This window comes from Psychrobacter phenylpyruvicus DSM 7000 = NBRC 102152 (assembly GCF_000685805.1).
Lineage (GTDB): Bacteria > Pseudomonadota > Gammaproteobacteria > Pseudomonadales > Moraxellaceae > Psychrobacter > Psychrobacter phenylpyruvicus.
In genome coordinates this window covers 24,495-47,695 of the sequence record NZ_JMKP01000023.1, presented here as the reverse complement: position 1 = coordinate 47,695, position 23,201 = coordinate 24,495, and the positions used below count along the sequence as shown (strand labels likewise).

Annotated in this window: 23 protein-coding genes; 12 read left to right on the top strand and 11 right to left on the bottom strand. The window is 42.6% G+C overall.

The features are described 5' to 3' along the window. Nucleotides 1-307: transposase (locus G561_RS0109605; protein ID WP_028859365.1), on the top strand; the 307-nt coding region annotated here is incomplete at its 5' end. A 296-nt stretch (nt 308-603) separates the two neighbouring features. On the opposite strand, the gene G561_RS0109600 is transcribed toward G561_RS0109605, so the two are convergent. Next, nucleotides 604-1,341 (bottom strand): dienelactone hydrolase family protein, encoded by a 738-nt coding sequence (locus G561_RS0109600; protein ID WP_028859364.1) that lies wholly within the window; start codon nt 1,339-1,341, stop codon nt 604-606. Nucleotides 1,342-1,614: 273 nt separating this feature from the next. Here G561_RS0109600 and G561_RS0109595 point away from each other — a divergent pair, with 273 nt between their 5' ends. After that, entirely contained in the window at nt 1,615-2,112 is a 498-nt protein-coding gene (locus tag G561_RS0109595; protein WP_373277688.1) for a YcgN family cysteine cluster protein, read from the top strand. A 126-nt stretch (nt 2,113-2,238) separates the two neighbouring features. Here the strand turns inward: G561_RS0109595 and G561_RS0109590 are convergent, their stop codons facing one another. Next, a complete protein-coding gene (locus G561_RS0109590) occupies nt 2,239-3,492 on the bottom strand; it encodes an ammonium transporter (RefSeq protein WP_028859362.1) in 1,254 nt (417 codons plus the stop codon). Nucleotides 3,493-3,598: 106 nt separating this feature from the next. After that, nucleotides 3,599-3,937, bottom strand: coding sequence for a P-II family nitrogen regulator (locus G561_RS0109585; protein ID WP_007394533.1), 339 nt, complete (start codon nt 3,935-3,937; stop codon nt 3,599-3,601). Nucleotides 3,938-4,521: 584 nt separating this feature from the next. Here G561_RS0109585 and G561_RS0109580 point away from each other — a divergent pair. Then, entirely contained in the window at nt 4,522-5,709 is a 1,188-nt protein-coding gene (locus G561_RS0109580) for an MFS transporter (protein ID WP_228707625.1), read from the top strand. A 104-nt stretch (nt 5,710-5,813) separates the two neighbouring features. Further along, entirely contained in the window at nt 5,814-7,085 is a 1,272-nt protein-coding gene (locus G561_RS0109575) for an amidohydrolase family protein (protein WP_172462163.1), read from the top strand. 145 nt (nt 7,086-7,230) lie between these two features. Here the strand turns inward: G561_RS0109575 and G561_RS0109570 are convergent, their stop codons facing one another. Beyond that, nucleotides 7,231-8,091 carry a universal stress protein gene (locus G561_RS0109570; protein WP_028859359.1) on the bottom strand — a complete coding sequence of 287 codons (861 nt, stop codon included), beginning with the start codon at nt 8,089-8,091 and terminating at the stop codon, nt 7,231-7,233. A gap of 122 nt (nt 8,092-8,213) precedes the next feature. Then, entirely contained in the window at nt 8,214-9,722 is a 1,509-nt protein-coding gene (locus G561_RS0109565; RefSeq protein WP_037032109.1) for a SulP family inorganic anion transporter, read from the bottom strand. Nucleotides 9,723-10,507: 785 nt separating this feature from the next. On the opposite strand from G561_RS0109565, the gene murD reads away from it, so the two are divergent. Both murD and ftsW read left to right on the top strand, forming a co-directional pair. Beyond that, nucleotides 10,508-11,872, top strand: coding sequence for a UDP-N-acetylmuramoyl-L-alanine--D-glutamate ligase (murD, locus tag G561_RS0109560; RefSeq protein ID WP_218564890.1), 1,365 nt, complete (start codon nt 10,508-10,510; stop codon nt 11,870-11,872). A 67-nt stretch (nt 11,873-11,939) separates the two neighbouring features. Beyond that, entirely contained in the window at nt 11,940-13,148 is a 1,209-nt protein-coding gene (ftsW, locus tag G561_RS0109555) for a putative lipid II flippase FtsW (RefSeq protein ID WP_028859356.1), read from the top strand. A 97-nt stretch (nt 13,149-13,245) separates the two neighbouring features. Here ftsW and gluQRS read toward each other — a convergent pair whose 3' ends face one another. From gluQRS to G561_RS14395, 6 genes are all read right to left on the bottom strand, one after another. Further along, nucleotides 13,246-14,205, bottom strand: a complete 960-nt coding sequence (gluQRS, locus tag G561_RS0109550) for a tRNA glutamyl-Q(34) synthetase GluQRS (protein ID WP_051584485.1) — start codon at nt 14,203-14,205, stop codon at nt 13,246-13,248. 43 nt (nt 14,206-14,248) lie between these two features. Next, nucleotides 14,249-14,686, bottom strand: a complete 438-nt coding sequence (gene dksA, locus G561_RS0109545; protein ID WP_028859354.1) for an RNA polymerase-binding protein DksA — start codon at nt 14,684-14,686, stop codon at nt 14,249-14,251. Nucleotides 14,687-14,827: 141 nt separating this feature from the next. Beyond that, on the bottom strand, nt 14,828-15,688 hold the full coding sequence (locus G561_RS0109540) for a metallophosphoesterase (RefSeq protein ID WP_037032108.1): 861 nt from the start codon (nt 15,686-15,688) through the stop codon (nt 14,828-14,830). Between the two features lie 62 nt (nt 15,689-15,750). Next, on the bottom strand, nt 15,751-16,545 hold the full coding sequence (locus tag G561_RS0109535) for a metal ABC transporter permease (RefSeq protein ID WP_028859352.1): 795 nt from the start codon (nt 16,543-16,545) through the stop codon (nt 15,751-15,753). A gap of 131 nt (nt 16,546-16,676) precedes the next feature. Further along, nucleotides 16,677-17,351 (bottom strand): metal ABC transporter ATP-binding protein, encoded by a 675-nt coding sequence (locus tag G561_RS14400; protein WP_167667702.1) that lies wholly within the window; start codon nt 17,349-17,351, stop codon nt 16,677-16,679. A 267-nt stretch (nt 17,352-17,618) separates the two neighbouring features. Then, nucleotides 17,619-18,197 (bottom strand): Fur family transcriptional regulator, encoded by a 579-nt coding sequence (locus tag G561_RS14395; RefSeq protein ID WP_081794432.1) that lies wholly within the window; start codon nt 18,195-18,197, stop codon nt 17,619-17,621. Nucleotides 18,198-18,337: 140 nt separating this feature from the next. Here G561_RS14395 and G561_RS14390 point away from each other — a divergent pair, with 140 nt between their 5' ends. The 6 genes from G561_RS14390 to G561_RS0109490 all read left to right on the top strand — a co-directional run bounded on the left by G561_RS14390 (nt 18,338) and on the right by G561_RS0109490 (nt 23,073). Continuing rightward, a complete protein-coding gene (locus G561_RS14390; protein ID WP_227674004.1) occupies nt 18,338-19,369 on the top strand; it encodes a metal ABC transporter substrate-binding protein in 1,032 nt (343 codons plus the stop codon). 324 nt (nt 19,370-19,693) lie between these two features. Further along, complete coding sequence (locus G561_RS0109510) at nt 19,694-20,128, top strand: ATP synthase subunit I (RefSeq protein WP_028859351.1); 435 nt, start codon at nt 19,694-19,696, stop codon at nt 20,126-20,128. A 427-nt stretch (nt 20,129-20,555) separates the two neighbouring features. Continuing rightward, a complete protein-coding gene (gene atpB, locus G561_RS0109505; protein ID WP_028859350.1) occupies nt 20,556-21,422 on the top strand; it encodes a F0F1 ATP synthase subunit A in 867 nt (288 codons plus the stop codon). A gap of 45 nt (nt 21,423-21,467) precedes the next feature. Continuing rightward, entirely contained in the window at nt 21,468-21,713 is a 246-nt protein-coding gene (gene atpE, locus G561_RS0109500) for a F0F1 ATP synthase subunit C (protein ID WP_028859349.1), read from the top strand. Between the two features lie 105 nt (nt 21,714-21,818). Continuing rightward, nucleotides 21,819-22,289 carry a F0F1 ATP synthase subunit B gene (locus tag G561_RS0109495; protein ID WP_028859348.1) on the top strand — a complete coding sequence of 157 codons (471 nt, stop codon included), beginning with the start codon at nt 21,819-21,821 and terminating at the stop codon, nt 22,287-22,289. A gap of 205 nt (nt 22,290-22,494) precedes the next feature. Then, on the top strand, nt 22,495-23,073 hold the full coding sequence (locus tag G561_RS0109490; protein ID WP_028859347.1) for a F0F1 ATP synthase subunit delta: 579 nt from the start codon (nt 22,495-22,497) through the stop codon (nt 23,071-23,073). The last annotated feature ends 128 nt before the right edge of the window (nt 23,074-23,201 follow it).

The window sequence follows — 23,201 nt, the reverse complement described above, 5'->3', positions numbered from 1 at the left end:
TATCCGCCCTGAGTTAACACAGCACTTTGCATCAAAGGGTATTGATTTGCAAACACCGCTAAGACGCAATATGACAGATAATAGACCTAAGTCTGATGTTAATCGATTGATGCGTTATCGACGTAATATTGAGACTGTTATTGGTCAATTGTCTGACTGCTTTAATATACAGAAAGTACGTGCTAGAGATTTATGGCATTTGTCTCATCGTTTAACGCGTAAGATTCTGGCGCATAATTTCTTTTTTCTTTTTAATAAAAAACTTGGTACCCCGCCTCTTCAGTTTGAATTGCTAATAAAGTGTTGAGAGTGGGGTAATTTATGTACAGCAATAGGGCTAGAGCTACTATTAAAAAAACAACCAACATTCGAGCCACCAAGTTTGATAAAAATTAGAGTGATAATGACCTTATTCGATTAAAAACACAAGTAAGGGATTACTTACAGCTATGATAAGTTAAACTAAATATATTACATTTAAAGTGACTGTTTCAATGAAAGCTTTTATCTAATAGACATAAAAAAAGCCTTTAAGCTGTGTTGAGCTTAAAGGCTTACTGTATCAATAAACTGTTGCCAATTACTGATCGATAGTTGCAGCTATTACAGTGTGTCACGCATAAACTTAATCATTTTATTCCAACTCTCATTGGCGGCTGTTTCGTTATAACCTAAGTCAACACCGTTATCCGCTGCACGTTTGTCAGCATTTGGGTTGGTGAAGCCGTGTTTGGCATTGTCATAAACATCAACCGTGTAGTTAACCCCTGCCTTGTCCATTTCTTGTTTAAAGCTTTCAACATCTTCCATAGAGACCATGCTGTCGTCGCGCCCGTGTGCAACCAGAACTTCAGCAGTGAACTTACCTTTTTCAGCTGGCTGTTTAGGAGATAGGTTACCGTGGAAAGTAGCAACAGCTTTAACAGGCATACCTTCACGGGCCATATCTAAAGCAATCTTACCGCCAAAACAATAGCCTGCAATACCTAGACGCTCACGATCCACAGGCAGCTGATCAGCAAAATCATCTAAGATTGCGCGGCAACGGGTCATTAGCCTATCTTGATCGTCTAACATTTGCGTCATCCACTCGTTGGCTTGTGCCGCGTCGCTAGTCAATTTACCTTCACCATACACATCCATAGCAACTGCAGCAAATCCTGCACGAGCAAAGCGTTCAGTGACTTCGCGAGGATGCTCAACCACACCCCACCATTCAGGAGCTACTAAAATACCCGGTACTGAGTTTTCATCCGTTGCATCATCGGGGAGGGCTACATAACTAATAAGCTCCATACCAGAGTCAGCTGTGGTTTTGATTTCGTAAGTTTTAATACTCATCGATTATGTCCTTATTGATTTATGGGTTTGTTGTTCTTATTAAATATAGTTTATTAAAGGCCATGTCTGACCTAGGTCTTGAATTGAACTTCTAATAACATAACAAAGATAACTCTTAGTTTCGATTTAAGAAATGTGAACAGGGTTTACAGGTTGCTATCGGTTTGTATTGATTCCCCAGGCTTTATCCATTAGTCTGCCTTCTATCATTTTAGCAGTAGCTTTAGATAAAGCGTAAAATAAAGAAATTAGTTAAAAAAATAGCAAAGTTAAATGACAAAGCGAGGAGTTATCGTGGTTGATGAGCAGTTAAGAGCAAATTTCTGGGAAAAATATTCCCTACAGCAGCTGACCACAGCCGAGTGGGAGGCTTTGTGTGATGGCTGCGGCGGCTGTTGCCTGGAGAAGTTCTTGGATGACCCTGACTCACCTTATGAGGTGGAATACACGGATGTGGCATGCAAGCTGTTGGATTGTAGCACTGGTTATTGCTCAAACTACGACAATAGGCAGCAGTTTGTGCCTGAGTGTGTGTCTTTAACTGCAGATAAGCTGCCAAATATGATGTGGCTACCAAGCAACTGTGCTTATAAACGGCTATATTTGGGCGAAGGCTTACCTCAATGGCACTTATTATTGACCCAAGATATTGAGCTGACCAAGCAAGGAATGCGTGAGGCAGGGGTGGGCGTGGCAGGGCGCTGTATTAGTGAAAATCAGGTCAATGAAGAGGATCTTGAAGAGCGTATTGTGCGCTGGATACAGGCGTAGCACATAGGCAATAGCAATAATAGATTAACCCAGCTGATTAACTCAAGACCAAAAAAAGGAGCGCTAAGGCTCCTTTTTTATTTTCTGTATTGATTTACTGTAACAGCAGGCTCTGTTAATCATTAATTAGTTAACAAATTCAGGATAGGCCTCTTGACCACATTCTGACAAGTCAGCACCTTCATATTCCTCTTCTTCAGAGATACGTAAACCCATTACTGCTTTAAGAATTCCCCACACAATCAAGCTGGTCACAAAGACCCAAACGAAGATTACGGCTGCACCACCAAGCTGTCCTAAGAATGTGGTTTCAGCATTGGTAATAGGCACAATTAACAAACCAAATAAGCCACACACTCCATGAACTGAGATGGCACCAACAGGATCATCAATTTTTATTTTATCTAAAGCTAGGATTGAAAGTACAACGATAACACCAGCGATGAGGCCAAATATAGTCGCTAATAAAGGGGTTGGGGTGTCTGGACCCGCAGTAATAGCGACCAGACCTGCCAATGCACCGTTTAATAGCATGGTTAAATCGGCTTTACCAAAGATTATGCGGGCTAATAATAAGGCACCAATTGCACCACCAGCTGCCGCAGCATTGGTATTTAAGAAAACTATGGCCACAGAGTTTGCACTAGCGATATCGCCTAGCTTTAGCACTGAGCCGCCATTAAAGCCGAACCAGCCTAGCCATAAGATAAACGTCCCTAAAGCTGCAAGTGGTAAGTTGGCACCTGGAATAGCACGAATTTCGCCATTTTTACCGTATTTACCTTTACGGGGACCCAGTAATAGAACCCCTGCTAATGCAGCAGAAGCACCGGCCAAGTGGACAATACCAGAGCCTGCAAAGTCAGTGAAGTTTAATGCGCCAATGAGGGGAACCTCATTACCGCCCCAAGTCCAGCTACCTTCCATCGGATAGATAAAGCCGGTCATAACTATCGCGAAGGCGAAGAATACCCAAAGCTTCATGCGCTCAGCCACAGCCCCTGATACGATGGACATACAGGTTGCTACGAATACCACTTGGAAGAAAAAGTCAGCTGCATTGGAGTAGACAGCGGTACCATTAAATCCGTTTTCGGCAGAAGCGGCTAGGGCATCAGCTACTAAAGATTCGCTGCCCATAATGCCACTTAAAAAGAAGCCACCACCGTACATAAGGTGATAGCCACATACCAGATACATGGTGCTAGCAATGGCAAATAGCCCTAGGTTTTTGGTTAAAATTTCAGTGGTGTTTTTAGAGCGTACAAGACCTGCTTCAAGCATAGCAAACCCTGCTGCCATCCACATAACAAGTGCGCCACAGATTAAAAAGTAAAAGGTGTCTAAGGCGTATTGTAGTTCAAAGATTTGGTTTTCCATTAAGATTCCCCCTTGGAATTAAGTGGATATTGGTAGCGTCTCATTAGTAGTGGCTCTCGCTATTTAGCTCTTGAGCGTTAAGCACTAAAAATGAGGGGTGGCTTTTTTAGATAGCGTCTGGACCCGTCTCGCCAGTACGGATACGGATAACTTGTTCAAGAGGGGAGATGAAGATCTTACCATCACCAATCTTACCGGTACTTGCGATGCGAGTAATGGCTTCAATAGCAGGCTCTACCATCTCATCCGTTACCGCAACTTCGACTTTTACTTTTGGCAAAAAGTCCACCACATACTCTGCACCACGATACAGCTCAGTGTGGCCCTTTTGACGACCGAAGCCTTTTACTTCCGTCACAGTAACACCCTTCACGCCAATTTCAGAGAGTGCTTCACGCACATCATCTAACTTAAAAGGCTTTAATACAGCTGTAATCAATTTCATACGAAATCCTTAATAATGATTTTGATAGTTGTTTGAAATAAATTGCTGGTTCATACAACCCATTGTGATGACATTGTTTCAAGAATTGTGCCAACTAAAAACGAAGGGGGAAGACGTTTTTAGGGCTAATAATGCATCAAAATAGTGCGTATTAGACTTATAGTGCACCAAATGAGTGTGCACCATATCAAGCAATAACCGAATTATTATAACGAAGTTTAACTAGAGAAGGTTAGCCATTGGTTAGTAATTTGTGATACTTCATAGAGTTTAAGCTGAAATATAAATAGCACGCTCCGACTCAGATAAAAAAGGCTCGAATAGGTGTCAGACAGTAGCGATTACGAAGCGGTTACTTTAGTTACTTATAGTTAAAATTACTATCAAATCATTACATGTGATGTGGATATGGTGCTGTACTATCAAATTATGACTTCAGCTAAGGATGAGTTTCAAATAGTAATATTAGATATTGACAATAAGTTAATAAGAAAAATTTAATAGATTAATATAATAAAAATTGCCCACCCCTTCTTACTTATAAGACTTATATCTAAACTTCTTATTTAATTGGAGACAAGAGTGTGACTACAAATTCTACAGGAGGTGTGGCCAGAAAAGACCATATCTCATGGTTTATCTTTGGCTTAATGGCCAGTGTTACCTTTATTGGTATTCTCTCTGAACTAGTCCCCTCGGGTATCTTGCCACAAATGACTCAAGGTCTAGGTATTGAGGAAACCCAAGTAGGGTTCTTAGTAGGCGTTTACGCCCTAGCCTCGGCAATCTTCGCCATCCCCCTTATTAGTATGACTTTGGCGGTCAATCGCAAAACCTTATTACTCATCTTGCTAGCAGGTTTCGCCCTATCTAATATCATGGTAGGACTCACTTCCTCCTACTACTTAATCGTGGCTATGCGAATTCTTGGTGGTATCTGTGCGGGTATTATGTGGCCAATGATTGCTGCTTATGGGGCGGCCTTAGTGACTGAAGATTTACAAGGGAGAGCCATTACCATCATCATGGCCGGTAATACTTTTGGGGTGAGTTTGGGTCTGCCTTTTATGACCTATATTGGTACTCATCTAGGCTGGAGAACAGAGTTTATTCTGCTCGGTGCTTTGGGTGCACTGATTGCATTATTAGCAGCCAAATTCTTACCTAATGTTCCTGGTGAAAAGCTGACTCAAGGCAACTCACCGATTGCCATACTAAAAATTCCGCAAGTATGGATTGTTCTGGTACTGACCTTTTTATCGGTAGTAGCTCACTATAGTACCTACACTTACATCACCTTACTGGTTGAAACGTTGAAGTTCCAAGGTGGCATTAGTCTGGCGCTATTGATCTTTGGTATTGGTTCGGTTATTTCGGTTGTTTTATCGGCCCGCGTTATTGATGCGCATTTACGAGGCTTGATTGTCTCAATGCTAGGAGCTGGCGCTTTAGCTATGCTGCTATTCGTGATGTTTGGAGGTAGTAATGGTTGGTCACACATAGCCTTCTTCCTATGGGGCCTGGCTTTTGGACCGTTAGTAACCATGTGGCAAACTGCCGTCAGTATACAAGTGACAGAGGCTAAAGCAGTGGCTACCTCGGTACAGTCTAGCGTGTTTAACTTTTCAATCATGATTGCTACTTGGGTTGCCGGATTAATCTTAGTTTATCTCCCTCAATTTGGTGCGATGGGTATCGTTTACTTATCTATTCTATGCTTCATCCCTGCCATCTTATTGTCCTTCTTTTCCAAAAAGACACTAGGAGCTTAATCGGACGTGAGAAAAATCTGCTTTTTAAAAGCAAGCCAATTAAAAGCAAGCAAAATTATGCCGTGTAAAATGCGGTATAAAAATGAAATAAAAAGGAGAAAATAATGAAAAAGTTTATAAATGCTACCGTATATGGCGATGAAAATAACCGTCAGCAACAAGCAACTGAAATCCTAGTTAAAGATGGAGTAATTGAAGCCATTGGCAATAACTTACCCAGTGCCGATGAAGAGATCGATTTAAAAGGACGTCTAGTTGTACCCCCATATGTCGATGCTCACCTACATTTGGACTATGTCTATACTGGTAAAAGTGATGGGGCGGGCAACGATACAGGTACTTTATTTGAAGGTATTGCGCGCTGGCACAATGTGAAAAAGACACAAACTTTAGAAGATGCCAAAGAGCGCGCTCTAAAAGGTATTGAAGAGGAAGTGTCAAAAGGGGTGCAGTTTATCCGTACTCACATTGATGTGTGTGATCCTGATCTAACAGGGCTAAAGGCTATGTTAGAGTTACGTGAACAGCTAAAAGACAATGTGACTATTCAAATTGTGGCTTTCCCACAAGAAGGTATGTATGCCTACAAGGGCGGGGAAGAGCTGATTGAAGAAGCACTGAAAATGGGGGCCGATTGTGTTGGTGGTATCCCTCATTTTGAATGGGCTTATGAGTTTGGCCAGGATTCTGTGCGTAAAGCGGTAGAATTAGCAGTTAAGTATGATAAGTTAATTGACATCCATTGTGACGAAACCGATGACCCAATGAGTCGTCACGTACAGCTGTTGAATGCGTTGGTTATGATCGAAGGCATTGGTAGCCGTACTGCCGCTAGCCACACCTGTTCGTTCGGCTCTGCAGATGATGCTTATGCGTTTCGGATGATGCAGTTGTTTGAACAGTCTGGCATGAACTTTATTTCTCTACCCACTGAAAACGCCTACTTGCAAGGTCGTCAAGACACTTATCCAAAACGTCGTGGATTAACCCGTGTTAAAGAGTTCTGGGAAAGTGGTATTAACGTTTGTTTCGGTCAAGATTCGATCAATGACCCTTGGTATCCTGCAGGTAATGGTAACCTGATGAATATCTTAGATAATGGTATTCACTTAGCACAGACCATGTCTTTTGAACAGTTAGACACTTGTCTAGACTTGATTACCTATAATGGTGCTAAGACTTTAAATGTTGAAGATCAGTATGGGTTAGAAAAAGGTAAACCCGCTAACTTCTTAGTATTGGATGCTGAGACACCTTTTGAAGCAGTTCGTCAGCGTGCTGATGTTCTAGCATCAATTCGCAATGGTAATTACTTATTCAAGAAGCCAGAGCCAAGCTATGACATTGAGCTGGATCTGTTTAGAAAAACCAAATAAGTAGTTGATGAGCCAAATAAGCTCAATAAATAGCTGATAACTAAAAAGATAAGCCCAGATAACTAAGTTATCTGGGCTCATCGTTATCTGGGCTTAATTTTTTGGTATTAAAGGTAGCTGTTGGTTACTTGGTTACCGATATTAGCTACATTTTTGGATACAGCAAATAGGGAGTCTGACTGGCTTTAAGTAGCTTGCGGGTGTTGCTGCCATGCAATAGCTCATGCAAACGAGACTCACCAAAAGCCCCGGTAATCAATAGGTCCAGCTTATTTTGGTGCTGATAAGATATCAAGGCATTGGTCACGTCATTGCCGGCTATCAGAGCTTTTTTGCAGTGAATTCCTGACTGAGTCAAGCGGGCATAGGCTTCACGTAGAGCCTCTTTGTTGCGCTCATTATCCTCTCCAACCATCACCACATGTAGGCTTAAATTTCTAATTAATGAGGTGCTACATAGCCAATCTAGTAAGGCGTGGCAGGTTGGCCGGTTGTCAAAACCAAAAAGTGCAGTTTTTGGAATTTTAAAGCTTTCATGGGTAACCAAGGCGGGGCAACGGCTGGCTCGTATTAGCTGCGATAAGGTGTCTTTACAGGTCACGTGATGGCCAAGAACCACCAACTGGGCACTTTCATCGACATAATCCAAGCTTTCAGCAATAGAGGCATGGCGATGTAAGTAATAAAGTTGATGCTGATAGCGGCCTTGGTGCTGCTTACAATAACTATGCGCCTGCTTTAGGAGCAATCGACCTTGGTCACGCAGCTTGCCATTACTGTCCTTTTCTTCCAAGGTTAACTGATTAAGTAAGTGCGTGCCATCATCGGCGACTAAGCATCCTGAATAATCCAAGGCCTCTTTGTGCTGAACGGTAGGGGCGGCGTGTAATAGACCTATGGGTGCCTGCAAATTCTTGGCCGCCCACATGCTGGCCTCAAGTACAGCCTGTACATGGTTGGGACAATCAAGGCTGGCAATCACACTATCCGCTCTTAAATTACTCATAAAAATCACTCAAACAGGGAGATATCCCTTTTCCGTAAAATAAGCCACCCACTCAAGCAAAGCTAGAGTGGGATTAGCTGTACTTAGCTATAAATTAGACCATAGAGGAGATTTGGAGCGCTCTAATCTAATAAGCCGATATCACGACGGTCGTGAACTGAGAACTTGTCAATAATGGTGCGGCTTGCGCTGTTTAGTCCCATTACTTTAACATCAATCCCTTCGCGTTGAAAACGAATCACCAACTTATCTAAGGTGTCTACAGCAGTGACATCCCAGAAGTGGGCTTGGCTTACGTCAATAATCACTTTATCCAACGCCTCTTTGGTATCAAAGCTGTCTAAGAACTGAGTCGTTGAACTAAAGAAAACCTGCCCTTGGACATAGTAATAGCGGGTATTATTTTCATCATCGAGTTCACTGACCACGCTTAAGAACTGACCAATCTTATTGGCGAAGAATAGCGAGGATAAAAGCACACCAACCAATACCCCATACGCTAAGTTATGGGTGAATACGGTGGTAATAACCGTGGCCAACATCACCACGTTGAAGGACATGGGATGAGTCTTAAACTCACGGATAGACTCCCAGTTAAAGGTGCCAATAGAGACCATAATCATTACTGCTACCAGTGCTGCCATTGGAATTTGGCTTACCCAATCACTTAAGAACACCACCATGATTAGCAAAACTGCACCAGCGATAAAGGTAGATAGACGGGTGCGTCCGCCAGACTTAACGTTAATAACGGACTGACCAATCATGGCACAGCCTGCCATACCGCCGAAGAATCCTGAGGCAACGTTGGCGATACCTTGACCACGACACTCTCGATTCTTATCACTTGGGGTATCGGTCAAATCATCAACAATGGTGGCGGTCATCATCGACTCTAGCAAGCCTACTACTGCCAATGCCATAGAATAAGGAGCGATAATTAATAAGGTTTCAAGGTTAAGAGGGACATCAGGCAGTAAGAACATAGGCAGGGTATCTGGCAGCTCGCCCATGTCGCCCACATTACGAATGTCCAAGCCCATATATAAAGCGACTGCGGTTAAGCCGACAATGCAGATTAGCGGAGAGGGAATAATTTTGCCAATCTTAGGGATAAGGGGAAAGCCGTAGATAATGGCTAGTCCTGCAGCGGTCATCGCATATACTGGTAGGCCGACTCGTTCCATAGCTGGGTTCAGCTCTGGTAGCTGGGCCATAAAAATTAAGATGGCCAGGGCATTAACAAAGCCGATGACCACCGAGCGGGATACAAAGCGCATCAAGTTACCAAGCTTGAATACGCCCATAAAAAACTGAATTACCCCGCACAATAAGGTAGCGGCAAGCAAATATTGCAGGCCATGATCAGCGACCAAAGTCACCATGACCAAAGCCATAGCCCCTGTGGCTGCTGAAATCATACCTGGGCGACCGCCAACGAAGCTGATAACTACGGCAATACAGAAGGAGGCATATAGTCCAACTTTGGGGTCTACACCAGCAATAATGGAGAAAGCAATGGCTTCAGGAATAAGGGCTAAGGCAACTACTAATCCTGAAAGTACGTCACCTCGCACATTTGAAAACCACTCGTCTTTTAGCGTATTTAGGGAAGGTACTGATATAAGCATAGATTTGGGCATAGTGTTTGGGTCGATTATTTGTTAAGTTGTATTTTATAGGGATATGAAACTAAAAAACAGACGAAAGTAGCCGCTGCTGTAAGGTAAACGCTGCTACCAAAATTTACGGTAGACTATAGGCCATACAGCTCACAAGCTGAATGTGATCTTGCGGGAAAAATACTGTCATAAATTATTCACATCACAACAAGGGTGCGATAGTGGAATGATAGTGATGGGTAAATATCAGCATGAGGCAACGCTTCTAAACACAGCCCACTTCATCTTGTCAAAAAACAAAGATATGACCACAGAAACGTAAGTAAATTAAGTTCATAGAGGCTAGGCTCATGGTAGAATAAACACCTTCCACCCCTAGCAATGACTTAGCTCCCTATTTTTATTTTATCATTGCTCTATTCTGTGACGATGACAGCAAGCTGCAATCGAATCAGGTTGAATAGCTAGTGCAAGTAGCAGTAAAAGTAAATAGGGGCTACATATTACTACAAAAATGGGTGCATCATAGCACAATATAGAAACAAGGACAGACCATGAGTACTGACCCAACCCTCACCGGTGCCAATAGCTCTTCAGTAGATCCTACGACTTATAAGTCACAAAATATGTTACAGGATAACAATCAAAATCAAGCCCCATCTAACCTTGAGCCTGAACAGGCATCAAGTGTGGGCCATTATCAGACCAAGACTCAACACCAAGGCAATACCAAGTCTGATGATCAGCCATCAGCACTTATCCAAAAAGGCAGTGGGCTACAAGTGGTCATCGGTATGGGGCAGTCAGGTTTGGCGACAGCCAACTACCTAGCAAAGCGCGGTTATAGTGTTGCAGTTACTGATGGCAATGCCTGCCCTAAATTGGCGGAGCAGTTAAATCCAGCTATCGAAATCCGAGCCTTTGGTGAGATTGATGCCGAGCTTCTAATGCAGGCTGAACGAATTATTATCAGCCCAGGGGTGGCTTTAACCACGCCCGCTGTGGCCCAAGCCAAACAAGCCGGCATTGCCATCGTCAGCGATATCCAATTATTCAAAGAAGCCTGCACTGCGCCTATCGTTGCCATAACAGGCTCTAATGCCAAAAGCACCGTGACCACTTTATTGGGTCTGATGGCCAAAGAGGCTGGTATCAAGGTCGGCGTTGGCGGCAACATTGGGGTGCCGGCATTAAGTCTATTAGAAGATGAGCAGTTGGGTGACCAAATGGAGCTGGCAGTTTTAGAGCTGTCTAGTTTTCAGTTAGAAACCGTCACCGATCTTGGGGCAAAAGTAGCCACAGTGCTTAATATGTCACCCGATCACTTAGACCGTCATGGTGATATGCTCGGCTACCATCAAGCCAAACACCGTATCTTCCAAGGGGCCCAGTCTATTGTGGTGAACCGTGATGATGCGTTATCCAGACCGTTGATTGCGGATAATACGCCGCGACTTAGCATTGGCTCAAATGCGCCAGACTTGGGGGAATATGGGCTGATCACCGAAGGAGATGGCAGTATCTATTTGGCCAAAGGTACCGAAAAATTAATAGCAGCAGATAAGCTAAAGATAAAAGGCAAACACAATTTAGTGAATGCTTTAGCGGCTCTTGCTTTGGGTGAACTGGCAGGTATTGCGATAGAGAGTATGCTGCAAACGTTACAAGAGTTTTCAGGACTGCCACACCGCTGTCAATTTGTGGATAATGTGGCAGGCATAGATTACTTTAATGACTCCAAAGGAACCAATGTTGGTTCGACACTGGCAGCTATCTTAGGCTTAGGCTCAGTATATAGCAGCAATAGCCATGGCAAAACCAAGTTAATGCTGATATTAGGCGGACAAGGCAAAGGTCAAAACTTCGCTGAACTGGCGCCTTTAATCAATAAATATGTGACTCAGGTATTGCTGATTGGCGAAGATGGTCAGCTGATAGCTGAGCACCTAAAGCAAGCTGACTTATCTGATGAAGTACAGCTACATCGTTATCAGACTTTAGATCAAGCTATGGACAAAGCTCAGCAGTTACTAAGCAGCAGTTTGTCACAAGTGGCAGCGGTTCTACTGTCTCCTGCCTGTGCGAGTCTGGATCAGTATAGTAGCTATAATGAGCGCGGTGACCATTTTTGTCAGCTAGTCACTGCATTGAAGTCGTAATTTGGTCTGTTATTTATTTTATTAACCAAAATTATTAAAAAATAGTTTTAAGTACAGTTGATACCCTATGGCAAAAGATACTGCTAATGCATCTGGATACACCCCAAACGCTCTGTCCAAACGTAAGCAAAATAGTACCGGCGTACTTTCAATGCCGTCAGCAGGAAGTGTGCTGATAACCAGCGTCAGCTGTCTGATGGTGTTAAGCCTTATCATGGTGGCCTCAGCCTCTATTCCCTTTGCCAATATGCATGACATTAAACAGCTTTACTTCTTTGAGCATCAATTAATGTATATGGGCTTGGGTCTGATAGCTGGGTTTATGGCTTATAAAGTGCGCCTTTTGTGGCTCTATGATATGTTCACTTTGGTCTCTGCATTGCTGATAGTTATCGCATTGCTGTTAGCTACGCTGCTGTTTGGAGACGCTATTAATGGCTCGAAACGTTGGATTGAGATTGGCCCCTTTAACTTCCAAGTAGCGGAGCTGGCTAAGCTTGTAATGGTGATGTTTACCGCTGACTTTGTGGTACGCCGAGGGACAGAGGTGCGCCATGGTTACGGGGGGATCTTCCGAATGGGTGCCTTGGTGACGGTATTGGTTGGCCTGTTTTTATCCCAGCCTGACTTTGGATCACTAGTTATCATTATCGGGGTCATTTTGGCTATATTTTTTGTGGCCGGCGCGCCTTGGAGTCAGTCTGGGTTCTTACTATTGTTCGGCTTAGTGGGAGCAGCTTATGCGGTAATGTTCCAAGAATATCGTATGACCCGTGCTACCTCTTTTTTAGATCCTTTTGATGACATTCAGGGCTCTGACTATCAGTTAGCTCGCAGCTTAATTGCTTTTGGCCGCGGTGAAATGACCGGTGTGGGTTATGGCGAAAGCGTGCAGAAGCTGGCCCATTTACCCGAAGCTCATACTGACTTTTTATTGGCTATTACTGCTGAAGAGTTGGGTTTCGTAGGCGTCATTACCATATTGGCTTTAGAAGCTTTGGTGGTTGCTAGCGCCATGCGTATTAGTTATATAGCCCTAAAAAACCGCCAAATGCGCTTGAGTTATACTGCCTTTGGTTTCGCGGTAATCTTCATTGGCCAAGGCGTTATTAACGCTGGTATGAATATGGGATTAATGCCTACTAAAGGGTTGACCCTACCTTTCTTTAGTTATGGGGGCTCCTCTATGTTGATTAGCTTAATCATGGTCGGTATTTTATTAAATATCCATAAGAAAACCTCACAAATACCAACGGCTCAATGTCGTCATTACTAGCCTGATGAGGCAATCACCAAGTTAGAAAAAGGCCGTATAAATCTTTATACGGCCTTGTTATTTGTGCTTTGTTTGATGGGTTAGGTCTATATGCAGGCTATACTTTGCCTAGCACACTTTGATGCTGTAAGGGATCTAAGCGCCACTGTGCGACGGCTTGTTGTAGCATAACCTCTGGCTTATCTAGCTCTACTGCCGGCTGTTTGAGCAAGGTTAGCGCCTTTTGGATCAGATTTTGGCACTTCGGCAAGCTAAGGGTATCAATGGGGGTGGCTAGGTTTTGCTTTGACAACTTTTGACCGCAGTGATTTTCTACCAAAGGAAGGTGATACCAGTGTTCAACAGCAGGCAAGTTTAGATAACGCATAATAGAGATCTGTGCAGTGGTTAAGGGCAAAATATCTAAACCACGCATGACATGGGTAATGCCTTGGAGACCATCATCAATACTGGCTGCCAAGAAATAATTAATGGTGCCATCTGCCCGGCGTAATACCACATCTCCTAAGCTTTGCTGGGGATTGGACCACTGTATGCCCTGAATACCGTCTATAAATCCTATGCTTTGATTGGGCAATTGAATTCTTACTTTTTTTTCCGTTAAATACTGTATTTTTTGATTTTGGTACAGTTTATTGGACTCGTGAGCTGCATCCTTAGGGTCTGGCAAACAAAACCTAGGGTATATTTCATAGTCAGCTAAGTCTTTGCGCGAGCAGCGGCAACCATACACATAGGGTAATAGCTGCTCATACAATAGCTCATTATAGATAGCTTTACGCTCGGCTTGATACCAAACCTCGCCATCCCAGTGCAGGCCTAAATTGTCTAAGTCTATTAGAATTTGTTCGCTGAATTTGGCACTACAGCGTTGAGAGTCAGTATCTTCAATACGCAGTAGCCAGCTTCCATTGAGGGATTTGATGTGACAATAGCTGGCAATGGCTGTGGTCAGTGAGCCAAGATGTAAGGCGCCAGTGGGTGAGGGAGCAAAACGGCCCACGGCTGGCCTATAAATAGGACAGGCAGTGGGCCGTTTATTGTTAGACATCGTCATAGACAGAGGCAGTTGCTAACAGTTACTGATAACTGATAGAAACTTATGAGTGGCCCCAGTTTTGACGCTCTTTAATTTCTGCTAGCGTTTTGCAATCGATACACTGAGTGGCAGTAGGACGGGCTTCCAAACGACGCAAACCAATCTCAACGCCACAAGTTTCACAAAAGCCATAATCGCCGTTACTGATCTCAGCCAACGACTTATCGATTTTGCGAATTAACTTACGCTCGCGATCACGAGTACGCAGCGCTAGAGCAAACTCTTCTTCTTGCGTGGCTCTATCGTTGGTGTCTGATAGAGCAGAAGACTCATCTTGAATGTAAGTCTTAGTGCTTTCAGCATCACCTGCCAACTGTAGCTTCCATGCTTTAAGAATATTCTCAAAATGAGCAAGTTGCGCATCAGACATATATTCTTCATCTGTGCCAACTTCGTACGGCTTAAAATTTGTTAGGTCGTCAATAGCATTTTGACTCATGACAATTTCCTATATCCATTAGTAGGGGGTGCCAAATTAAATAATTGACTCTTATATCATATTTTTTTTGTTATTGCGAGAAGTATTATATAAGGTCTTGTTCCTGTTTTATCAATAGCCTGTAGGCAATTAGACTCCGCTTTAAGCGTTTTTATTTGCTAGTCTGGTTATCCAGCTTTTTATAGTGCCTTGTTTATCTAAGCTTAACCAGCGGTAGCCGGGTACTGCCTGGTCATCAATAGCAAAATCATCAGACTTTGGCTTAAATTGATAACAGGTAGAGGGGGTAGCGTACACTTTAACTCCGGCTCTTTGAGATTCAAAGTTTTGATGTACATGGCCGCTCACTACCGCTTTCACTGTGGAATGATTGTCAACCAGTTGCCAAAAAGCTTCAGCATCTTGGGCGATGTGCTGATCAATCCAAGTGGAGTCCATCGGTAGCACGTGATGATGCATGGCAATTATGACAGGATGATGACTATTTGCTAAGTTTTGCGCTAGCCAGTTTAGGTTTTTGTTACCCACAGCTCCGTAAATTTTGCCAGGAACACTACTGTCTATTAATAGTAAGCGCCACTCATTCAAAACAAGGCAGTGATTTGATAGTAGCATAGGATTTGGCTTATGGGGTACAAATCGGCGTTGAGAGAAAGGCAGATGGGTATCTAACTCGTCGGTGACATCGTGATTACCTGCTATGCAAACAAAGGCTATGCCGGTCTGTGCTAGTAATTGATAAATCTTTTGGTAAATCTCAGGCTTAACCTCGTTCACCAAATCCCCGCTCAATAGAATTAGGTCACAGCGAATATCTTCATTGAGCGCCTGCTGCAGACAAGCAGTAAAACTCTGATAGTTATTGATACCAGCTGTTTGGGTATTAGGATCTAAATATAGGTGCGGATCGGTCAACTGTAGAATATTAACCACCCCATCCTCGGTGGTTATCTGGGTCGGAGGATAGTTTATGAGATCGACAGAGCCTTGAGGAATAGACATAACGCACCTTTCAATTCACTGTTAATATGGGGGCTTTGGTTGGGGCATTGGGCTACTATTAACTAACTGGCTCGGGACACAATAAATGCCATAAAAAACACCATGGCTAAGCCCAGTACGATTGCCAAGCCGGTTTGGATATCAAATAAAACACTGCCCCAAACTCCACCAGTTACTGCAAGCTGTGCCAAAATAACCGAAAAAATAACCATCTGCTTGGGGGAGTGAGCCCAAAGTCTGGCAGTCAGCGCTGGTAAAATCAATAAGCCACTAATTAATAGGCTGCCAACAGCCTGCAGCGCCAAAGCACAAAATCCTGCCAATATTCCCATAAAAAATAGACGCTGCCGAGTGGCATTTATTCCAGAGACCTGAGCTAAGTCGCTATGCGTTGCTAGAATGACTTGTTGGCGCCAAATATAAACTAAAAAAGCAATGCCTAGTGCGACACAGACAGACAAGATAGGCAGATCGCCCCAACTCACCTCCAATAGATTACCAAATAGATAACCTAAGACGTTGGCCTGCATTTGAGTCAAATGGGTTAAAGTTAATAAGCCCAAACACAGCATAGACACCGAAACGACAGCCAATATGGCATCACTGGGCAAGCGCTCATCTTCTAAAAGCATTAGAGCGATTACCACCATCACACTCACCAAAGCGATACCTATGCCTAAGGGTAGTTGCCATAAAGCCGCTAGCGCCACCCCAAATAGAGTGCCGTGTGCTAAGGCATCGGCAAAAAAGGACATTCGTCGCCACAGGACCAGACAGCCTAATGGGGCGGATAATAGGGCCAACAAACTGCCGGCAATCCAAGCGGGGGCTATAATATCGAGCCATTCAACTAGCATACGAGCGGTATTCCACAAAAATTGGTTATTTTAATAAGGCGATTGTTATTGAGGGTGACTATTTTTGCAGGCAACTATTTTAATTTTTAAAGCAAAACAGCCCCCACTTCTGGCAACAGGCAATGCATTAATTAATGGGTATGCGGGCCATGATGCTGGCAGTCATGCGGTTTATGAATATAAGGCTGTTCATATTGATGGCCAAAAAGCTTTTTGAACTCTTGCGATACTTCAAGATCGCTTGGCTGACCTTCACAGCAGATATGTTTATTCAGGCAAATTACTCGGCGACTACCACGCATCACCCAATGTAAGTCGTGTGACACCACAACCATGGCACATTGTAAAAAGTCAGGTAAATCGTCGATGAATTCATACAGCCAACGCTCACTTTCAGGATCTAAGCCTTGCATAGGCTCGTCCAAAATCAGTAAGTTGGGTTTTGACAATAACGAACGAGCCAGTAAGATACGCTGGGTTTCACCGCCTGACAGATGAATCACTTGTTTTTTTAATAACGGGACTATTGATAGGCGCTTATATAAAAAATCTTGTTCACTTGCGGAGAGTCTTTTTTTGGTTTGCGCTAATAGATCTTGTACCCGTAGGGGCAAAATAGCAGGCACAGTGAACTTCTGGGGTACATAGCCTAGTTGCAGATTGGCATGACGGTGAATCTGCCCTGAGGTAGGCTGGATTAATCCTAGAATAAGCTTCATCAAGGTGGACTTTCCCGCACCATTGGGGCCGATAACGCTGATTTTTTCGTTTGGCAAAATCTGTAAGCTAATGTCGCTTAATAGCACTCTAGACTGAGCGTCTGCAGGACTTTTTTCAGCCGTTTTTGCCGAACGTGCCCCGCTAAGCCAGCCGCTTAATTTAGATCCGGATGGCTTTGTTGTAGTAGTTGAAGTATCAGTAATTGACGTATCTGTTAAGCTGGCAAGATCAGATTTACTTAGACCACGGGCACTCACTTCAAACCCAACACGGTTAAGTGTCATTAGCGGTGTCGACTCAGTGTCAATCTGATGGGCTTGCTTTGAGGAGATATCGCGGGTTATAGGCATGAGTTAAGCGTCCTCTGAGATATGAGAAGCTACCGGTGAGCAAGTTTGGCACAGGCCTTTTAGCTCCATTACACTTTGCTCAACCTTAAATCCCACCTCGTTTTTGACATAGCCGACAATCTCTTGCACCGGTAAGCCACTAAATTCCTGAACACGCTCACAGTCATTACATAATAAAAACACTGCATTGTGCTCATCGCGAGGGTGACAGCAAGGCACAAAAGCATTGATCGATGTCAGCTGATGAATAAAGCCTAGCTCCAATAAAAACTCAAGAGTGCGATAGATGGTTGGAGGGGCTACCATCTTTGCCTTGTCTCCTGCATGCTTTTTGCGGTCTTGCTGTAGGCTTTGAATTAAGTCATAAGCGCCTAGAGGTTTATCCGATTCCAAAATTAGCTGATACACAGTACGTCGTAAAGGGGTAAACCTAGCCTGCTTGTCAGTACAGATTTGCTTCGCCGCTTGTAGGCGTTGTTCAATCTCCTCAGGAGACAAATTATGAACATCATGTGAGTGTGCGCCCTGATGTTCGCACGGCTGAGTCGAAGCAGTAGAGGGGGTTACAGCATCATCAATCATAGATAACCTCAAACTAAGGTGTTATTTTTTTTAAAAAGGTCTTAATATTTAAATTGTTATAGTATAACATATCTACTATAAATCATTTCGTTCCTTTCATTTAAGAAAGCTTTTGTTTAATTGCATCAACTGAGAATATTATGCCCACAGTTAAGCACATCTCTGCTAGTTTTTTGCCCTTTAAACGTCTATTTGTAGGGAGCTTAGCGGTCTCTTTAATAATGACAGCTGCTCCTTTAGCCAGTGCTGCAGATCATCACGACCACAGTGACCATGAGCACCATGACCACGCTCATGATGATCATCAGCATAGTCAAGCTTATACAGAACCTCAAGGCTATGCAGACAAATCACGACCCAGAATGAAAGTGATTCCAGAGCATATCCGTAACAAGACTGAAATTGCGGTAAGTAATTACCCTTTGTTTCTACTGAGTGAAGCTGTTACCAAAGGGGCACCCTCTGGTAAGCTGTTATTACAACCAGGGGATGTTGGCCATCATGGTAGCCTTAGTCCAAGCGACATGAAAACCGTCAAAGACAGTCGTTATGTGGTCTGGTTTGGAGATCAGTTAGAATCAAATTTGGTTAACTCTGTGGGCAAAAGCCCTAACAATATTAGTTTGTTCCGATTTAAGGCTTTCGATCGTCTGCCCTTACGTGATGTAAAAGGGGAGCCCATTGCAGGAAGCTTAGATCCGCACATCTGGCTAGATCCCGCTAACGCAAAAGCCATTACTCGTGCTTTAGGTTCTCTTTATAGCCGAGCCAACCCTCAATATAAAGCAGTTTATGCTGCTAATGTAAAACAATTTGCAAAACAGATGGACGATGCAGTTGCTCAGGTACAAAAAAATAGCCAAAAAACTCGACCTTATTGGGCGTATCATGATGCTTTTGGTTATATCGAGTCTGCTTTGAACCTGCAGCTGGCAGGGGCATTGACTCATGACCATCATCTACCGCCAAAAGCCAGTCAGTTTCATTGGTTAAATAAAAACCGTCCACAGCCCACCATGTGTATTGTACTGCAATCTGACAGCAATAAAGGCGCTACTGCTAAATTAAAACCAGTTAACAGCACCGTACAGCAAGAAGACATGAGTAATGCAAAAGACTTTATCTCAGGCTGGATGGCTGTGGCGAATGATATCAACAACTGTGTTAAATAAATCTGACTAAACAGTGTTGATTCGACTAACCGCTGCTCAAAAAATTGGTTACAATACCTCTACCTGAGTAATGACGACTCGTTGGCTAGACTTCGAGGCAAGCGCCTGTTATCTTAGGCTTCTCGTCATTGCCGGCTATCAGTAGATGGCTAGGGTGGGGGTTTATTGTAAGTACTCGATAACTTGTTAACTTTATCTCATACAGTTAATAACTATTACTTACAGATATGCATAAAAAAAGTATTTGACAAAAGAATCTTTTTTTTCTTGCTTTACCCCTAAGCCCTCATTATAATAGTCGGCGTTTTGTGTTATAGAAAAGTCATGACTACTCATTCAAATACGCCCCTACGAGCGTCAGAACGTAAACAGCTACAACGAGTGCAGTTAAGACGACAAGCCCGGCTTAGGTCGAGCAGTCTATTAATCATTATTGTTGCAGCTTGGCTACTAGACATGACTTTGCTTAAAAGCAACCTACTCATCCCGAAGGGGATAGCATTAGGGGCTTTTATTAACTGGTTTGCTCAGAGTGTCTTTGCTTGGTTTGCTTTTCGATATACCGGAGCACAAGCCAGACAGGCCATCGTAGGCCAACTGTATCTGGGTCAGATCATTAAGTGGTTTGTGGTTATGTTAGGCTTTGCCCTAGTGTTTATCACTATACAACCCATTTCTGCTGGTGCTGTCATATTTGGATTTATTGCAATGCAAATAGGACACTTTATAAGCCTCTGGCAGATTCGCAAAAATAGTTAAAGTAGCTTGCAAATAGCCACAGCAGCTCACCACTATTTATTATGAAGCCCGCACGTGTTATTTTAGGGCTCATATCAGTGCAATAGTAAGATATTAAAAATTGCGACAGTATCGAAAAACATAATTGTTATCAGTCATTGTAACTAGTATTGTTACAAAGCTAGCAAATCAGTGTATGATACGCAGCAAGTTCTATCAAAAAATTTAGTAGATTTCTAATTTTATAAAAAATACAGAAAGGTTGTGTTAAAAAAATAAACGTTTTCTTTACACTTATACCTTGCTGCATTAATATAAGGGCAGAAATAATTGAGCACCAAATTTATTTAGCAAAGTATAAGTAAGAAAAGTAGTAAAGTGTTCAGTAACAAAGTATTTTTTGCTAAATAAATTAATGGTTAACACAAACTTATAAGAAGCTTAGATTATGGCAGCTGAAATATCCTCGTCTGATTATATTGCACACCATTTAACCAACTGGACCTTTGGCTATTTGCCAGGTGAAGGCTGGAAAGTTGCCCATACTGCTGAAGAAGCAGGTCGAATGGGCTTTAATGCCATTCACTTGGATACTATGCTTTGGTCATTTGGACTTGGTATTATATTTTGTGCCTTATTTTGGTTCGTAGCAAAGCGTGCGACTGCTGGGGTACCAGGTAAGCTACAGTCTGCAGTTGAAATGATTGTAGAGTTTGTGGACACAAACGTACGTGATTCTTACAACGGTACATCAAAACTTATCGCACCTTTAGCATTAACAATTTTCGTGTGGATTTTCTTAATGAACTTGATGGACTTAATGCCCATCGACTATATCCCAGTATTAGCCCAAAAAATTGGTGCTGCTATGGGTCATGATCCACATCATGTTTACTTTAAGATTGTATCGACAACAGATCCCAACGCTACATTAGGGATGTCTTTCTCGGTATTCTTCTTAATCATTGGCTATAGCATTAAAGAGAAGGGAATTGGTGGCTTCATCAGTGAACTAACCATGCACCCATTTAGTGCTTCAAACCCAATTGCTAAGATTCTATTATTCCCAGTCAACTTAATCCTAGAGTTGGTTACTTTAATTGCAAAACCTGTTTCACTTGGTTTGCGTTTATTTGGTAACATGTACGCAGGTGAGTTGGTGTTCGTATTGATTGCCTTATTACCTTTCTGGATTCAGTGGGCATTATCAGTACCTTGGGCAATTTTCCATATTTTAATTATTACCCTTCAGGCGTTCATTTTCATGATGTTGACGATAATCTACTTATCACTAGCATCACAAACTGAACATTAATTAGTTAGATTTTTCATCAATCAATAGGTAAATGAGGATACATCAATGGATCCAGTATTAGGTGGTTACACAGTTATCGCAGTAGCATTGTTAATCGGCGCAGGCGCGCTAGCTACAGGTATCGGCTTCGCATTACTAGGCGGTAAATTCCTAGAAAGTGTTGCACGTCAGCCAGAATTAGGCTCACAATTGCAAACTCGCATGTTCATTGTAGCCGGTCTTCTTGATGCGGTGCCAATGATTGGTGTTGGTATTGCGATGTTATTATTATTCGCTAACCCTCTAGCTTAATTTAAACATCAGTGACCCCTGTTGACCATTCGCAATTATTTGGAATGCTATATCAGATATCGAATGGTCAATGATACTGATTTTTATTAATAAAGAGGTGATCGTGTGAATATTAATCTAACCCTAATCGGTCAGTCCATAGCGTTTGCAATATTTGTTTTATTTTGCATGAAGTTTATTTGGCCTTTCTTAATGGGTGCCATTGAAGAGCGTCAGCAAAAAATCGCTGAAGGTCTTAATGCCGCTGAAAAGGCAAAGTCAGACTTAGCAAATGCTGAACAATCAGTTGAGCAAGAACTTGCATCAGCAAAAGTTAAAGCTGCTGCACTGATTGAGCAAGCAAATAAAAGCGCTAACCAGCTTATCGAAGAAGCAAAAGCACAGGCAGAAATTGAGGGCGAACGTATTCGTCAACAAGCCCGTGAGTCAATCGATCTTGAAATTAATCAAGCACGCGAGGGTTTACGCAGCCAAGTGTCTGAGCTTGCAGTACTAGGTGCTGAACAAATTCTAAAAGACAAAGTTGATGCGCAGCAGCATGCCAAAATGTTAGAAGAATTGGCAGCTAAGCTTTAAGCGGTAAATTATAAGTCTTAATATCTATTGTTGATGAGCTGAAGTGACTCAGCTTCAGCTTTATAGAATTTCATAATAAACTGCTTTGGCAGTAATTATGGTTTTATAAACCGGCGATAGTAGGGCTCTTTACCTCTAATCAACTTCTTATACCTGGTTTGTTTTATATAAAGTTTTTCATCAAATATGTGGCTAAGAGGACATAATGGCTGAATTATCTACACTAGCGAGACCCTATGCCAAGGCAGCATTTGATTATGCGCATGAAAACTCAGTCATTGGTGAGTGGGAAGATTTCTTGCTGATCGCAAGTAGCGTGGTCGGTGATTCTGCCTTTGTGCAAATGCTAGATAACCCCGCTGTTACTGCTGACCAAAAAGCTGAAGCACTAATCAGCATTTATGATGAACACGCAACCTCTACCCAGGGGCAGTCGTCTAATCAGTTATCAGTAGCAACAACACCCATCAAAAACTTTGTGCATCAACTTGCCGAACAAGAGCGTTTGAGCCTATTACCACAGGTATTAGAGCAATATCGTTTACATCGCGCGAAAGCACTTAAGCAAGTAAACGTATACGTAACGTCTGCCTATCCGTTAGACGACGCGCAACGTACTATGATTCAAAGTCGATTAGAACAATCACTAAATGCATCTGTGATTCTTCATGAAGATGTAGATCCTAGTTTATTAGCGGGTGCCACCATTAAAATTGGGGACAAGCTTGTTGATGACTCGGTGCGTGGAAAATTAAAACAGTTAAAAACACAGCTAACTGCTTAACGCATTATTAATAATAATGATAGTTGATGTTGCTTATTAGTTAACCTGTAATCAAAATAAATTATCATTAAAAGCTTAATTTATATTTTATCTTCAACACATTTTTAGAAGAGTTTAAGCTTTATATC

Bases quoted from the DNA above. Each gene is read 5' to 3' on its own strand.
- G561_RS0109600 (WP_028859364.1), bottom strand. From the start codon at position 1,341: ATGAGTATTAAAACTTACGAAATCAAAACCACAGCTGACTCTGGTATG.
- G561_RS0109595 (WP_373277688.1), top strand. From the start codon at position 1,615: ATGACAAAGCGAGGAGTTATCGTGGTTGATGAGCAGTTAAGAGCAAAT.
- G561_RS0109590 (WP_028859362.1), bottom strand. From the start codon at position 3,492: ATGGAAAACCAAATCTTTGAACTACAATACGCCTTAGACACCTTTTAC.
- ftsW (WP_028859356.1), top strand. From the start codon at position 11,940: ATGGCAAAAGATACTGCTAATGCATCTGGATACACCCCAAACGCTCTG.
- G561_RS0109510 (WP_028859351.1), top strand. From the start codon at position 19,694: ATGACTACTCATTCAAATACGCCCCTACGAGCGTCAGAACGTAAACAG.
- murD (WP_218564890.1), top strand. From the start codon at position 10,508: ATGGGGCAGTCAGGTTTGGCGACAGCCAACTACCTAGCAAAGCGCGGT.
- G561_RS0109570 (WP_028859359.1), bottom strand. From the start codon at position 8,091: ATGAGTAATTTAAGAGCGGATAGTGTGATTGCCAGCCTTGATTGTCCC.
- atpE (WP_028859349.1), top strand. From the start codon at position 21,468: ATGGATCCAGTATTAGGTGGTTACACAGTTATCGCAGTAGCATTGTTA.
- G561_RS14395 (WP_081794432.1), bottom strand. From the start codon at position 18,197: ATGATTGATGATGCTGTAACCCCCTCTACTGCTTCGACTCAGCCGTGC.
- G561_RS0109490 (WP_028859347.1), top strand. From the start codon at position 22,495: ATGGCTGAATTATCTACACTAGCGAGACCCTATGCCAAGGCAGCATTT.
- atpB (WP_028859350.1), top strand. From the start codon at position 20,556: ATGGCAGCTGAAATATCCTCGTCTGATTATATTGCACACCATTTAACC.
- dksA (WP_028859354.1), bottom strand. From the start codon at position 14,686: ATGAGTCAAAATGCTATTGACGACCTAACAAATTTTAAGCCGTACGAA.
- G561_RS0109535 (WP_028859352.1), bottom strand. From the start codon at position 16,545: ATGCTAGTTGAATGGCTCGATATTATAGCCCCCGCTTGGATTGCCGGC.
- G561_RS0109540 (WP_037032108.1), bottom strand. From the start codon at position 15,688: ATGTCTATTCCTCAAGGCTCTGTCGATCTCATAAACTATCCTCCGACC.
- G561_RS14390 (WP_227674004.1), top strand. From the start codon at position 18,338: ATGCCCACAGTTAAGCACATCTCTGCTAGTTTTTTGCCCTTTAAACGT.
- G561_RS0109565 (WP_037032109.1), bottom strand. From the start codon at position 9,722: ATGCTTATATCAGTACCTTCCCTAAATACGCTAAAAGACGAGTGGTTT.
- gluQRS (WP_051584485.1), bottom strand. From the start codon at position 14,205: ATGACGATGTCTAACAATAAACGGCCCACTGCCTGTCCTATTTATAGG.
- G561_RS0109585 (WP_007394533.1), bottom strand. From the start codon at position 3,937: ATGAAATTGATTACAGCTGTATTAAAGCCTTTTAAGTTAGATGATGTG.
- G561_RS0109575 (WP_172462163.1), top strand. From the start codon at position 5,814: ATGAAAAAGTTTATAAATGCTACCGTATATGGCGATGAAAATAACCGT.